The following is a 14,204-nucleotide window of genomic DNA, read 5'->3' on the forward strand; positions in this document are numbered from 1 at the left end:
GATATGCTGGTTGTGGCCCCGTCAAACGTCCCGTTCCCAGACAGCGGCAATCAGGTTACACCCCCTGCGCCAGGCGCATTGGCGGTAGCTGTGGCTGACCCGCAGCACGGCGGGCCCTTACGGTTAGAACTACAGCCGCGCGATTTCCCGCAGGCCTTTGCGACGGTCGTCAAACAGGTCGCCATTGCCCTCGGTAGCGCCAGCGAACCCGCCGAAAGCGCCGCGCAAACCTTAGTCGAACAATTTCTCTTGCTGCGGTTTTTGGAAGTCAAAGGCTGGTTGGGCGAGCCTGATTTTATGCGCCAGCAATGCCAATGGCATTGGCAAGCTGCCCCGGAAGCCCCCAGCTTTTTTATCGAAGTCATCGCCCCGCGCTTGCGGGTCTTGTCCAATACAGGTTTGCTGTATAACCCAGCCACGCCAACCGCGCTGCCCGCTTTGCCCAATCGGGTTTGCAAAATTATCTGCGACACCCTCTTCGGCCCGTTCCGCTATACCATTCACGAAGTGACCGCGCAAGAAGCCGAAAAAGTGCTTGACCCGGAATGGCTCGGCGCCATGAGCGAACAGGCGTTGCTGGAACGGCCTTTGAAACAGGCGCAATCGGCCACGACACAGCGACGCATTCGCGGTTCGTTTCAAACACCGCGCCGCGTGATGCGCTGGATGTGCCGCGAAGCGCTGTTGCAATACTTGACCGGCAAGCTGGCCGAGTTCACGCATCTCTCGCCCGCCGCCTTGCGCGAACAACTGCTGTTCTTTTTCAACCTGCCGCCCGCGCCGCGCATGACCGACGACCACGTCGCCGAATTGAGCGAGCACATCTTGCGCGCCGAAGCGCAACGCATGTCGCGCGCGTTGCTGGCCTGTCGCATCTGCGATCCGGCGGTGGGCATCGGCACGCTGTTGGCCGGGATGTTGGAAGAGTTGGCGGCGGCGCTGGCGAAACTGGATTTGCTGCTCTATGGTCGCGGCCTGATCGGGCAGCACAACTACGAATTCCGGCTCAAGCGCAAATTGCTCAGCGATTGTTTGTATGGTGTTGACGTGCAGCCGCCAGCCATCGCGCTCTGCCGCCAACGGCTTTGGCTGATGCTAGTGGCGTGCGAGCAAAGCGCACCCGACGCCGCGCTGGCCGTGACCATTCGCGAAGCCGCCAATACGCCCGCCCTATTTCAGCATCTTGTTTGTGGCGACAGTCTGTTGGGTTGCCGCACGTATGACGATGGCGAGACCGATGCGTTCAAATGGCGACGCGCCTTTCCGCACCTCTTTCAACAACGTGGCGGCTTCGACATTCTCATTGGCAACCCGCCTATCCGCCCTTTTCTCGCCAAAGACGAAGCCGAGAAAGACGTCTGGGCGCAAATCGGCACGCTCTTTCCGCAAGTCAAACGGTCAAAAAATACGGCGGCAGCGTTTTTTGATTTGCCGCGCTTGATCGGTGCGGCAGGCGTCATTACCTGCCAAATCGTACCGAGGTCGCTGACGTATTCAGAAGGCTGGGCCGCCACGCGCGCCTTGTTGCGCTTGAATTACCATTTGCTGAGTGCGGCGGATGTGAGCGAAGCCTATCAGGAAGCCCAACTCGAACAGGAAGTCTTGTTCTATCGGCGCGATCCTGACCGCGACGAGTTGGTTGGTGAAGCCGCACCCGAACCGGTGTTGCTGAGTACGGCACTTACTTCTGCCAATGTTGTGGCAGTCCAGACTGACGCGCGCACGGAAATAGAAGAGCGCTACGAGTTAAGCGGCGGCGAGATGGTGCGGCGCGAAATTGCCATACCCGTGGCGGCCGTTGTGTTGAGCGCCCCGGCCCGCGAATTACAAGAACGCTTGGCGCGGTTGCGCACGCTCGGCGAATTCGTCACGGTCAAACGCGGCCAACGCTGGCAACGCCGCACCAAACCCGCCGGACGCGCGTCCGCCGCCGTCCCCGTCATCAAAGGCACGAACCTGCGCCAGTTCCGCATCACCGACGAATTGCCGCGCCAGGAACCGCCGGCTTACATTCAGCGCGTGCTCGAAGAGTTGCGCCAGCCCAAACTGGTTTGTCCGAACACGCTGGCGCATTTGAAAAAGCCGCACGAAATGCTGGTGCTGCTCTGCGCGCTCGACCGCAGCGGCTCAGTCGCGCTCGACACCGTGCAACAGCTTTTTCCGGCGCAGGATTGCCCGTACAGTTTGGAGTTGCTGTGCGGGCTGCTCAACAGTTCGCTGGCGCGCTGGTTTTTCTACTACGTCACTTATCAGCAGGCGGCGCGCGCCGTCGCGTTTGACGCCGCGCAAATTGGCAGCCTGCCGCTGCCGCGCGCCAACCACCGGTTGATTTCGCAAGTCGAAAAACAGGTGCGCAAGCTGCTCAAACTGGAATTGCCGCGCAAGTATTTTCTGCGTGGTCAATTGCCGGAATACGACGCGCTGGATGAGTTGATTTGCGAGCTATACGAATTGAGTGAGGAAGAGCGGCGCGAGGTGTTGCGCTAATAACCTGCCTCCGTATATTCGCCAAATACCGCGCGCATCCGATCCGCAATTTCACCCAGCGTCGCATACGCCTCGACCGCCGCGATGATGCGCGGCAGCATCAGTAGGGACTCAGGTATTTATCTCCGTCGAAGTGAATTAAATGATCGGGCGTCTCAGCTACCCACACTTCTGTCTCCCATGCGATCTCTACCACCCATTTTCTGAACTCTTTTTTGGTCAGGAAAGCGGTTACAAAAACCAATTTGGCAAGGCAACTTTGAGCGGCTTTTTTCAATTCCAGTACTCTGGTTTCACTCATTGGGCCATTGCTATGAACTGCTTCGATCAGATAAAGCCAGTGCAAGTCTCGATTGTAGGCGATGATGTCAGGCAATTCTTCGTGCGACAACCGGAAGAACTTCAGCCGCTCCAGTTCTTGTTTATTGAGATAGAGAATTTTGTTCGTGGTGTCGCCAAGATAAAGGACTTCGCAGCCTTTGCCGAAACGAGGCAGGAACTCTTCGATAATTTGTTTTTGCAATTCATTGTGACTTCCCGGCGACAACTCAAGACTGGTGCCGTCGGGTAAGCCAACCGGAAGCTTAGGGATGTTGCGTTTGCGCGCCAAAGTCTCAGCCAACAAACTTCGATTGACCCGAAAAGCAGCCAGTTCACTTGTCCATTCAGCGTGGCCGAAAGTGCGGATCAATCGCTTGAAGCCGATGTCCAGTGAATAACCGCGCGTGGGGTTATTGGTCGCCGCCTCCGGGTTTAGCCCACTATTTATAACCAAATCCGCCAACACCAAAAGCTTTAGGTCTTTACGTCTGATGTCGTCGTATGAGCCGCTTGAGATATTCTCACCAAAATGCTGGTTGATGAATTCAATGATGTCTCTGCTCTTGAGTGCTCTCCCATTATCAAGTCCTTGTGCCGACTGCCAGGATTCGGTTACAGCCGCGACAGCCAGAAAACTCATTGCCATTTTTTCCAAACGCCGTGGCGTCAAGCCTGCGATTGGTATGCCAACAGCATTCAAAATCGTGACTGCCTGATTCAGCAAATTCCTCGTACTTTCTGGTTTTTTACTGTGCGGGAAATAGTCTTTCATAGGGAAATAAACTCATCTGATCGTTAATGCTTAGTTGAGCATCACTCAGCTCCGTCCTCATCAATGAGGCGCTCGCTGAAAAATAATCTTTAACACTTTGCGCCAGGTGTTGCGCCAGGACAGGCGGCACGGCGTTTCCTATTTGATAGAACTGACGGGCTTCGTTGCCGGTAAATTCAAACCAGTCGGGAAAACTCTGAAGCCTGGCGGCTTCTCGTAATAACAACCGGCGTCTGCGCCCATCCGGCAATTTGATCCGCTGCATATCGCCAGTTGGCGCGGCGATATTCCGGCAAGTCAAGGTGCGCGCAGGCTTGTCAGGGTACAAATCGCGCGGGTTAATACACTTCGAAGCGATCTCATACTTCTTCACATATTGATCCATTGACGGCGTTAGAAACTTAGATTCAGGTGGTGTGGTATACATTAAATCTTCAATGGCTTCTGTTACGGTATACCGCCTCGCCTCACGGCGGGGGAAAGAGAAATTGCCTTTGTGGGCAACGACAAAAAGCCTTTCCCTGTTTTGCGGAACGCCATAATCAACCGCGTTCATTAGCTTGTAATCAATTAGGTAGCCAAGCTGCGCTAGTGCCCGCACAATCTCATCGAAGTACCACTTGTTTGAGTAAAGCAAGCCACGCACATTCTCAAATAAGCAAAGCTCCGGCTTCAGCCGTTTGACGGCTTCCAGAAAAACAGGGAAGCCGTTTCGCCCATCAGCCATTCCGAGTTGATAACCACCAACACTGAAGGGCTGACAGGGCGGCCCTCCGATAATCACCTGTGCCGGCGGATATTCGGTGGTGAGCGTCAATTCAACTTGATGGCAATCCCCCAATAAATTTTCGGCATACGTTCTCGCCGCATCCGGGTCTCGTTCAAAACCAATCGTTTCAAACCCGGCTGACTCAAAACCTAAAGCCAGGCCGCCACATCCGGCAAATAGATCAATCACCGTAAGGTTCAGGTCACGATTGGGTTTGAGCGAATCATTTAACTTGGCAACGTAATCCAACATCACTTTTTCACCTCCTTTCAATGCATACTTACATCGTTTCTCGATACTCCCCAAACACCGCCCGCATCCGATCCGCAATCTCACCCAACGTCGCATACGCCTCGACCGCCGCGATGATGCGCGGCATTAGGTTCGCGCCCGCACGCGCCGCCGCTTCAACTTCGTTCAACGCCGCCAAAGCCCCGTCGGCATTGCGTTCGGCGCGCACCTTACGCAAACGCTCGACCTGCGCGGCTTCAGACGCCGGATCAATCTTGAGCGTCGCAATTGAAGTCTCTTCCTTAATTTGAAAACGATTCACGCCGACGACAACCTCTTGCTGCGCCTCGACGGCTTTTTGGTAATCGTAGGCCGCGCGCTCGATCTCGCGTTGCACGTAACCCGTCTCAATCGCGGCCAGCATGCCGCCCATCTCATCCAGCTTGGCGATGTATGCAGCCGCGCGCGCTTCGATCTCGTTGGTCAGATGCTCGATCACATACGAACCGGCCAGCGGGTCGGCGGTGTCGGCTACGCCCGATTCGTAGGCGATGACCTGTTGCGTGCGCAAGGCGATGCGCGCGGCGTCTTCGGTCGGCAGGCTCAACGCCTCGTCCATCCCGTTTGTGTGAAGCGATTGCGTCCCGCCCAGCACGGCGGCCAGCGCCTGGATGGTCGTGCGGATGACGTTGACTTCGGGCTGTTGCGCAGTCAGCGTCGAACCCGCCGTTTGCGTGTGGAAGCGCAGCATCATGGATTTCGCGTCTTTTGCGCCGAACCGGTCGCGCATCGTCCGCGCCCACAACCGCCGCGCCGCGCGATACTTCGCCACCTCTTCCAGAAAGTTGTTGTGCGCGTTGAAAAAGAAGGCCAGGCGCGGCGCAAAATCGTCTACGGCCAGGCCCGCGTCCAAGGCCGCCTGCACATACGCAATGCCGTCGGCCAGCGTGAAGGCAACCTCTTGCACCGCTGTCGAACCGGCTTCGCGGATGTGGTACCCGCTGATCGAAATCGTGTTCCAGTTCGGCACCTCTTGGGCGCAGTAGGCGAAAATGTCCGTGATGATGCGCAACGAAGCGCGCGGCGGATAGATGTATGTCCCGCGCGCGATGTACTCCTTCAAAATGTCGTTCTGAATCGTGCCGTTGAGCCGAGCGGGCGCGACGCCCTGTTGCTTGCCGACCGCGATATAGAGCGCCAGCAAGATCGCCGCCGTCGCATTGATCGTCATCGAAGTCGAAACGCGGTCGAGCGGGATGCCGTCAAACAGCGTCTCCATATCGGCCAGCGAATCAATCGGCACGCCCACGCGCCCGACTTCGCCCACGGCCAGCGCGTGATCGCTGTCGTAGCCAATTTGCGTCGGCAGATCGAACGCCACCGACAGCCCCGTCGTGCCCTGTTCGAGCAGGTATTTGTAGCGGCGGTTCGACTCTTCCGCCGTAGCAAACCCCGCGTACTGCCGCATCGTCCACAAGCGGCCCCGGTACATCGTCTCGTAAACGCCGCGCGTGAATGGGTACGCGCCGGGCGCGCCGAGGTCAGTGTCGTAATTGACGGGCACGTCGGCGGGTTGCAGGCAGTTGGGCAGTTCGATGTCGGAGGTGGTGGCAAATCTTTCTTTGCGTTCCTGGGCCTTGCGCTCTTTGGCTTTTGTCGTCGGCATAGTGTTTCGTCTCGGAGTAAAGTTGTTGCGGTATTCGGGCGGCGATTCTAAAACAGGCCGCGCAACATTGGTACAGCACAAGCATTCCAGCAAAAGTTGTACTATCATCCGCCAACCATACGAGGAACATCATGATCGGACTGGAATTGCGTAAAACGCCTGAACAACTGCGTGAAGACAAAGCCCGCGCATCAGCCGCATCAGCCGCATTGGCAGCGGATTTGGCCGCGTTGGGTTATCCGGGGTTTGTTTACCTGCGCGCTACGCCCCGGCAACTCAACCCTGCCGAAGTCGTGCTGATGGCGCTGGGCCAGGCGGATTTGGAATGCCGTGTCGTTGAAGCTTTGCCGTGGGTCTTGTTGGCTTACCCCGCATTGGACTGGGATTGGTTGCGTGATGGCGCACTGCGCGACGGCTTGCAAAACCGCTTGGGCTTTATCACAAACATGGCACGGCGGGTGGCAGAGCAGCGCGGCGATAAGGAAATGTCCGCCTTGCTGGCGCGTGAAGAAGCGGCGCTGGAGCGGTCGCGGCTCTTGCGCGAAGACACGCTCTGTCACGCTTCGATCACCAACGCCGAGCGGCGTTTTTTGCTCGAACACCGTCCCGCCACAGCAAAACACTGGCGCTTGTTGACAGATATTGCACCGGAGCATTTGGGTTATGCCGCTATCTGAAATGTCTTGGGCTTGGCGGAAGGGTGATTGTTGCTTCAGGCTATGATGTTCAAACGAAAATCAACCTTGCAGGTAAGCTTCCTTATCCTGCTGCTTATGGCGGGAAGCTTGGCTTTTGCTTTTCAGCCATATCTCAGGAACAGATTTCTGTCGCCTCCGTTTGGCGAGTACACGTTTGACGTAGCTGACAATGAAGGAAACAAGATTGCGCAGGGAAAAATCATCGTCACCGTCTTTGCCCACAATGCAATGCAAGGGCGTTGGCAACTGCATTTCTTCAAGAATAATCATCCGAGTTTCGCTCACCGCTCTAACGAAACATCGGCAAGCGCGTTTGCCGGAGAAGTGCGCGGCAATGAGGTGAAAATACATCTCAACCTCAACATGGCCGATGCTAACGATGTATTGGAAGGCGAGCTTGAAAACAGCGCGATGCGCGGTGAATTCCTCTTTTGTGGTTTTGCAGGTTGCGCCGCGATTGGAAAATTCGAGGCAGTCAGAAAGTAACTCGCTCTTCGACTGAGGAAGTCTTATGACTATCAATGCCGTCCCCATCTTGCTTGGCGTCCTGTGCATTTACGCCATCGCCTACCGTTATTACAGCGCCTTCATCGCCGCCAAAGTGCTGGCGCTGGACGATGCCCGCGTGACACCCGCGCACACGCACAATGACGGGGCGAATTTCATCCCGACCAACAAGTACGTGCTCTGGGGCCATCATTTCGCGGCCATCAGCGGGCCGGGGCCGTTGATCGGGCCGGTGCTGGCGGCGCAATTCGGCTTTTTGCCGGGCTTGTTGTGGTTGATCATCGGCGTCTGTTTGGGCGGTGCGGTGCACGATTTTATCGTCCTGACGGCCTCGATGCGCAGCGGCGGCAAATCGCTGGCCGAGATTGCAAGAAGGGAAATTGACAAGGTTACGGGCACCGTGGCGACCTGCGCGATACTGATCATCCTGATCGTGGCGCTCGCCGGTGTAGGTTTGGCCGTGGTCAATGCGCTGGCTGAAAGTCCGTGGGGTTTGTTCACGATTGCAATGACGATCCCGATTGCGCTGTTGATGGGGATGTATATGTACCGCTGGCGCGCCGGTTCGCACCGCGCCATTACCGAAGCGACCGTAGCGGGCGTGATTCTGCTGATCCTGGCCGTCGTTTTGGGCGGAACGGTGCAGCATTCGGCGGCGGGCCAGTATTTTACCTACGGCAAAACGGGCATCACGTTGATGGTGGCGGCGTATGGCTTCGTCGCGTCGGTACTGCCGGTGTGGTTGCTGCTGGCGCCGCGCGATTATCTCAGTTCGTATATGAAGCTCGGTTCGATTGGCTTGCTGGCGTTGGGGATTTTTGCCGTGATGCCGACGCTGAAGATGCCCGCGACGACGGCCTTCGTGAATGGTGGCGGGCCGATCATTCCGGGCAAGGTCTTTCCGTTCGTGTTTATCACGATTGCTTGTGGCGCGATTTCGGGCTTCCACGCGCTGGTTTCGTCGGGCACGACGCCGAAGATGATTGATAAAGAAACGCACGCGCGGGCCGTGGGTTATGGTGCGATGCTGTGCGAATCCATCGTCGGCGTGATGGCGCTGATCGCGGCCAGTTCGATGTTCCCGCACGATTACTTCCAGATCAACGTGCCGGTCGAGGCCTTTGCCAAGCTGAACGCTTCGCTGCGCGCGATGGGCTTCGATCAATCCAACCTGGAAGCGCTGACGCGCGCGGTGGGCGAGGAACGTCTGGCCGGACGCACGGGCGGCGCGGTCAGTCTGGCCGTAGGGATGGCGCAAATCTTTTCGAGCATTCCGGGCTTGGGCGGGCTGATGAGTTATTGGTACCACTTCGCGATTATGTTCGAGGCGCTGTTTATTCTGACCACGGTGGATGCGGGGACGCGGGTGGCGCGCTTTATGATGCAAGAGACGCTGGGCACGGTGAGCAAGAAGTTCGCCCAAACCGACTGGCTGCCAGGCTCGATCATCGCCAGCGTGCTGGCCGTCGTGCCGTGGACGTATCTGATCTTGACCGGTTCGATTGCGACGATCTGGCCACTGTTTGGCATGGCGAATCAGATGCTGGCTTGCGTGGCGCTGTGTGTGGGCACGACCTTTCTGGTCAATCGCGGCAAGGCGCGGTATATGTGGGTGACGACGCTGCCGCTGGCTTTCCTGACGGTGATCGAATTGACAGCGGGCTATCAGAACGTGGTCAACAACTATTGGCCGAAAGGTTTGTATTTGAACACCGGCATCACGGTGGCGTTGATGATCGGCTTGGTGATCGTGATTGCCGGTTCGGCCTTGAAATGGTATCGCGTGGCGATCAAGGGTGAGCCGCATCAAGCGCCGCCGTTGTCCGTCCCGGTTGCGGTCGGGCACGATTAACACATAGAAATGAGTTCCAAACAAGGAAAGAACTGATTGACGCGCGACTGACTACTGCCGGGTGGAACCGCAACGATTCATTGCAAGTTGGACTTGAAATTCCGGTTGATGGAGCGGGCGCAGAACCCTGGAATGGGGTGACGGATTACTGTCTGTACCAACCGAACGGTGAAATCATTGCTGTGGTCGAAGCCAAAAGAACAAGCCGCGACCCGCGCGTCGCAATCAAACAAATCAATGATTATGTAACCGAAATCGAAAAGGGGCAGAGCTTCCGTCCTTTTGCTTTTATGGCGAGTGGCTTGGAAACCTATTTCGAACGACAACTCACGGTATGCTCAGCCGTCGCTTCAGTCGTTGCTATAGAGCATTGCTTTGTCCAGCTTACCCACTGCTTGCTGAGGAAACGCACTCGGTATTTGTTGATCGCTCAGTTGTCTGAATTTCTGATTTCCATAGTTGGCATGGTTCTTGCAGCCTAACAGAGTAGAGAAGTTCCAAGGAGATGAAATTTCGAATGGAAGAAGGAGATAAACGTATGGATCAAGCAACCAAAGCCCATTTGCCAGCCGATAAAGCGGTTGTGGCAGTCTTTTCAGAAAAGAGTTCCGCTGATCGGGCTTACGGCTTACTGAAAGCCTTAGGCTATCCCGAAGATCAGATCAATGTCTTGATGTCGGATGAAACGCACTTGATGTACTTTGAGGCGACACGCCTCAAAGTCGAAGTCGTGGGCGTAGGGATGCGCGAAAAACCCGCGCTTGCCGCCGCCGTTGGTACTGGTACGGGGGCGTTGCTCGGCGCCATGCTTGGCGCGGCGGCAACGCTAGCCTTCCCAAGTGTAGGGTTGGTGATTGTCGGCCCGCTCGCTGCAACCTTGATTGGCGCGGGGTTTGGCGGGGTGACAGGCGGATTGATGGGATCGTTAATCGGCGTGGGCGTTCCTGAATCCCATGCCAAGGCCTACGAGGAAAAGATCAAACAAGGCAAGATCATTCTTGGGGTCAATCCGCGCTCTGCCGCTGAAGAACAAAAAATTATTGATGGCTGGCGGGCGGCGGGTGGCGATTTGATCGTCCAATAGCGGGTGAGCTTCGGCAGTCCAAAAGAGTTGCGGGGCAGCAAGGTTATTGCCGCTCCGCAACTTTGCGATCAAAGCGAACATTCATTTTTAGATTCCGGTGGCGACCTGGAGTTGATTATTGATGGTGGCCACGTCCTTCACCTCGCGGGCAATCCGTAAGGCCAGCGCGCGTTCAGCCCGCGAACCTACCGTGCCGGAAAGTGTGACGCGCCCCTGCTTGCATTCCACTTTGATCGCGCCGACATCCTGGAAATTTTCGCGTTCCGTAAATAATGCAAACCCAATTTGGCGGCTGATTTCGGTATCTTTGGCAGAAATGCCGGGCACTTCCGCTTGCGCTGTTGCCGGATTGCTAACGCTCAACTGATTGGTTACCGCCGCGACATTGGCGAGACTGCGCGCCAACTGCTCCGCGCCGGTTTTTTGCGCCGGTGTCTCCACCTGGCCGGTCAAGGTCACCGTGCGATTTTGCACGCTGACTTGAATGGGTTTGCCGGCCAGTTCCGGGCTGGTCGCCAAGCGTTCGCGTAAATCCGCCTGTATTTCCAGATCGGCGATGCGTCCACTCTCGCGTAAACTAACTTCGGAAGGTTTGACGGTCGGCTCAACTTGGAGTTGATTGAGAACTTGTTTGACACCAGTGGTGTCTTGCGCCACGTTTTCAGCCAGTTCCTTATCAATTTCGCTTGGCACTCGCCCTGTCAACGTCACCACCGCAGCTTGCGTCGTTACCCCAATGTCATAGGCCGAAAGCCGCTTGGACAAGGCAAAAGCCGACGCGACTTTGCCTGTTGTCGTAGCGTCAGAGGCCTGTTGCAACACTTCGCCAGCCGCGCGTGGCACGGGCGAGTGCGGGTAGAAATAGAAATACAGCAACGCGCTCGCCAGGATGACGAGCGTGCCCGCTGCCACAAGTTTGCGTCCCAGTTTGTTCTTTTCAGTTTTCATAACGGCCTCGTGCGGCAAATCCGCAAAATGAAATCGGACCACGTTTGCTTGCGCAATCGAGACAACATGGCGCGCCGGTCATGGAGAGGAGATGCCGGCATCTCCTCTCCATGACCGGCGCGTGACTGTCCCAAGGTTGCGTGTGTTAATTTTGGCAGGGACGTTTTGATGGACAGCAAATGGTCATTGCGGGACAAGCGTTGCCACGGCTACCACAGCTTTCTCGCATTCAGGATGACCGCAACCGCAAGCAAGTGTCGGCGCTTGCGGATCGTAAATCGCCCTGGCGCAATAATCGCTGCAATAACCTTTATCCGCCACGGCTGGGCACTGACAGTTCAGGTGCGCACAGATTTCTGTTGGTTGTGTCATCGTCTTTCCCTTTACGTTGAGATCGCCGCAGTATTGCCAGCCAGGTCAACACATCAATCGCGCCAAGTCGCCGCGTAATTCCATCTCGCGGATGCGCGCATTTTTCAATAAAGCATCTTTTTGCGTGAGGGCCTGCTGCATAGTGATCAAGGCCCGCCGCAAAGCAACGTTTTCTTCTTCGAGCAAGGTCTCCTGTTCGGCACGTGCCTGGCTCGGCTCCTTCCGTACAAATTCAAGCACGTCACCGCTCGGCGCTGCGCCTGCTTCTGCTGGCGGCATGGCGGCGGGCGTGGAATGAATCAATTGAATCGCTGTACTCATAATTCACCTCCCTGACCTTATCTTCGTCTCCGGATGTTTTGTCCTTCAGCGATTGCCTGGTATCTACGGGGCAGCGGCAGTTCGTCTGAGTGTGATTGCTGGTAAGTGGGAACCCAAAGACAACCGTGCTATGGGATGCTGTTAGCACGGTTGTCGGCGGCGTCTTGATGGCCTCCGATACGACCGGAGAATAACGCCGCAAATTGCTGCTGCGGGGTAAGCCGCGCGGCTGTCTGATGCTCTTTCACCCAAGCCCGCGCCGTTTTCACCGCAGTGCGAAGGCTGGCGGCTTGCACACGCTGGGCAGATTGCGCCTGTTTGGTTCGCTGGTTGCTCTGTGCTCCGAGTTTTATCAATCTGGCTTTATGCATAGTGTCCTCCTTGCTCACTGTCTTGATTCACTGTCTCAAGCGTTGCGCTTACGGCAACGCCTTCCTAATGAGCAACCACTGTTCCACAAGTGTTTTCCGGCGTTCCGCAGCGTTTCGCGGGAAAAGTGAATACTTTTCTTGCAGCTTGGTGAATTGCCGAAGTACAGGCTTGTTTTATGAGAGTCGTGGCCCTTGCAAACAGCGGCTGGGCTTCAAAACGGCTGCAAACAGAACTGCCGCAGGACGCCTGTGAGAAGACTTCTTTGGGGGAGTTCCAGTTTGGAGTTCTATTTTGACGAAGTGCGCCATAGCTAGCCTGAACGTTGCTGGGCCTCGTTACACTTCATCAAATTGAAATTGCGCTACTGACTTGTCCGCGCAAATAGCTTGGGCGGGTCAACTCGCGTTGCCCGCCCGCTGTTTTGGTAAATTGACGTCAATCCTTATTGCTCAGCTTTGCTAGCAGAATAGCGTCCCAACGTACTCGGAAAAGGCAATACGGAACTAGGCGCATTGATCTTGCCAGCCAGCACTTCTTTGGCTGTGATGCCTGCGCCATACACATCCGACATATCGTCTTTGTCAGGATTGATCACCACGCCTTTGAGTTCCAGCCCGGCGAATAACCCTTTGCTACGCGAATAGGAAAGGATTTGCGCGTCGAGCTTGAGATCGGTTTCCGCACCGGCTTGACGGCCGACCGGCCCTGCCGCCACTGAAGCGTCTGCGCCCAGCGTGAACTTGTCGGAAAGCAAACTATTGATGCCGTCCCGATTCATAAACAACAGGACAAAGTCGGTTGATTGGGCGCCGATTTGCAAGCCAACACTACCGCCGCCTAAATTGAGATAGATCGGGGCGCTCCAACCCGCTGTTGTGCGGCAACTCGCCACCCCGCGTCCGCCGCGCCCGCCGACAATAAAGCCAGCCTTGATGACATTCGGGAAGACCGCCACACAAGCAGCTTTGTCGAGCAAATCGCGCGGCACTTCTTTGTCCGGCGTGTCCATGATTTCGCGAAAGACCGTCGCGGCCTTCTTTGACTGGTTGGATTCATCTTTGAGTTGTTTCGATTGCGCTTGCGCCGTGGCGGTCAGTCCCCAAGCAAGACAGAACGCCAGCGCGCCATGCATCCAGGTAGTTTTCATCTCATCTCCTTTTAAGTGAATGTTCATTGTGTCACTACACGCCGTTCAGGGTTCGACTGCTAAATGGCCGCCCGCCGCCCCGTGATGATGTTGATGAGCAGTACGACCAACGCAACCACCAGCAGCAAATGAATAAAGCCGCCCAGCGTGTATGAACTGACAATCCCCAACAACCAAGCGATCAGCAAAATTACGAAAATCGTCCAAAGCATTTTGTTCTCCTTTCCAGCGAACGTGTGGCTCCTGAGTTATTCGTTCAAGCCAAACCAAACCGCGTTGCCCGCGTCCTGCATCGCTAAAACGGCACGCGGTTTGGTAGGCAAGAACGTCCTGTTTACTCAAAGCCACCCAAGCATGACTTACTCCTCGGCAAGGAGATGCTTCGCTCGTTTCCTGCTTTGCCTCTCCCGTTTACCTTTGATCTAAAGCCACACTTGCTTATTCAAGGCCGCCTCTTGTTGGGCAGCCAGTTGCACCCAGTGCAAAGTCCAGGCCACACGCTATCGTGCCCTTTACCCCTCTAAAGACAGGGGCAAATCAAGGTAAACCCCAAAGCGCGTGGCGGCATGTCTTCACGCTGTACAACAACGTAAACGGTTGGCGCACTGCTAAAATGCAGACCGTAAGATGGCAGTGCAGTGTGCGAGATGGCTTTGG

At 56.1% G+C, this 14,204-nt stretch carries 14 protein-coding genes; 6 read left to right on the forward strand and 8 right to left on the reverse strand.

The window, feature by feature from the left end; genetic code table 11:
* Nucleotides 1-90 precede the first annotated feature (90 nt).
* Nucleotides 91-2,487 (forward strand): hypothetical protein, encoded by a 2,397-nt coding sequence (locus HY011_05375; protein MBI3422349.1) that lies wholly within the window; start codon nt 91-93, stop codon nt 2,485-2,487.
* A gap of 100 nt (nt 2,488-2,587) precedes the next feature.
* Here the strand turns inward: HY011_05375 and HY011_05380 are convergent, their stop codons facing one another.
* The 3 genes from HY011_05380 to HY011_05390 are packed head-to-tail and all read right to left on the reverse strand — an operon-like array spanning nt 2,588 to nt 6,246.
* Nucleotides 2,588-3,580 (reverse strand): restriction endonuclease, encoded by a 993-nt coding sequence (locus HY011_05380; GenBank protein ID MBI3422350.1) that lies wholly within the window; start codon nt 3,578-3,580, stop codon nt 2,588-2,590.
* Nucleotides 3,555-4,601, reverse strand: coding sequence for a DNA cytosine methyltransferase (locus HY011_05385; protein ID MBI3422351.1), 1,047 nt, complete (start codon nt 4,599-4,601; stop codon nt 3,555-3,557). The genes HY011_05380 and HY011_05385 overlap by 26 nt, the downstream gene beginning before the upstream one ends.
* A gap of 28 nt (nt 4,602-4,629) precedes the next feature.
* A complete protein-coding gene (locus tag HY011_05390) occupies nt 4,630-6,246 on the reverse strand; it encodes a methylmalonyl-CoA mutase family protein (GenBank protein MBI3422352.1) in 1,617 nt (538 codons plus the stop codon).
* Between the two features lie 131 nt (nt 6,247-6,377).
* On the opposite strand from HY011_05390, the gene HY011_05395 reads away from it, so the two are divergent.
* From HY011_05395 to HY011_05415, 5 genes are read left to right on the forward strand one after another with little or no spacing between them, the layout of a single operon-like run.
* The gene (locus HY011_05395) at nt 6,378-6,923 is read left to right on the forward strand and encodes a hypothetical protein (protein MBI3422353.1); all 546 of its coding nucleotides are present in this window, start codon (nt 6,378-6,380) and stop codon (nt 6,921-6,923) included.
* A gap of 27 nt (nt 6,924-6,950) precedes the next feature.
* A complete protein-coding gene (locus tag HY011_05400; protein ID MBI3422354.1) occupies nt 6,951-7,430 on the forward strand; it encodes a hypothetical protein in 480 nt (159 codons plus the stop codon).
* A gap of 31 nt (nt 7,431-7,461) precedes the next feature.
* Complete coding sequence (locus HY011_05405) at nt 7,462-9,303, forward strand: carbon starvation protein A (GenBank protein MBI3422355.1); 1,842 nt, start codon at nt 7,462-7,464, stop codon at nt 9,301-9,303.
* Between the two features lie 32 nt (nt 9,304-9,335).
* Complete coding sequence (locus HY011_05410) at nt 9,336-9,785, forward strand: hypothetical protein (protein MBI3422356.1); 450 nt, start codon at nt 9,336-9,338, stop codon at nt 9,783-9,785.
* 56 nt (nt 9,786-9,841) lie between these two features.
* The gene (locus HY011_05415) at nt 9,842-10,387 is read left to right on the forward strand and encodes a hypothetical protein (protein ID MBI3422357.1); all 546 of its coding nucleotides are present in this window, start codon (nt 9,842-9,844) and stop codon (nt 10,385-10,387) included.
* 87 nt (nt 10,388-10,474) lie between these two features.
* Here HY011_05415 and HY011_05420 read toward each other — a convergent pair whose 3' ends face one another.
* The 5 genes from HY011_05420 to HY011_05440 all read right to left on the reverse strand — a co-directional run bounded on the left by HY011_05420 (nt 10,475) and on the right by HY011_05440 (nt 13,759).
* Nucleotides 10,475-11,335 carry a BON domain-containing protein gene (locus tag HY011_05420; protein ID MBI3422358.1) on the reverse strand — a complete coding sequence of 287 codons (861 nt, stop codon included), beginning with the start codon at nt 11,333-11,335 and terminating at the stop codon, nt 10,475-10,477.
* A 417-nt stretch (nt 11,336-11,752) separates the two neighbouring features.
* Nucleotides 11,753-12,028, reverse strand: a complete 276-nt coding sequence (locus HY011_05425) for a hypothetical protein (protein ID MBI3422359.1) — start codon at nt 12,026-12,028, stop codon at nt 11,753-11,755.
* Nucleotides 12,029-12,156: 128 nt separating this feature from the next.
* The gene (locus HY011_05430; protein ID MBI3422360.1) at nt 12,157-12,399 is read right to left on the reverse strand and encodes a hypothetical protein; all 243 of its coding nucleotides are present in this window, start codon (nt 12,397-12,399) and stop codon (nt 12,157-12,159) included.
* Between the two features lie 443 nt (nt 12,400-12,842).
* A complete protein-coding gene (locus HY011_05435) occupies nt 12,843-13,547 on the reverse strand; it encodes a lipid-binding SYLF domain-containing protein (protein MBI3422361.1) in 705 nt (234 codons plus the stop codon).
* Nucleotides 13,548-13,606: 59 nt separating this feature from the next.
* On the reverse strand, nt 13,607-13,759 hold the full coding sequence (locus HY011_05440) for a lmo0937 family membrane protein (protein MBI3422362.1): 153 nt from the start codon (nt 13,757-13,759) through the stop codon (nt 13,607-13,609).
* Between the last annotated feature and the right edge of the window lie 445 nt (nt 13,760-14,204).

It is taken from the genome of Acidobacteriota bacterium, assembly GCA_016196035.1.
Taxonomy (GTDB): Bacteria; Acidobacteriota; Blastocatellia; order RBC074; family RBC074; genus JACPYM01.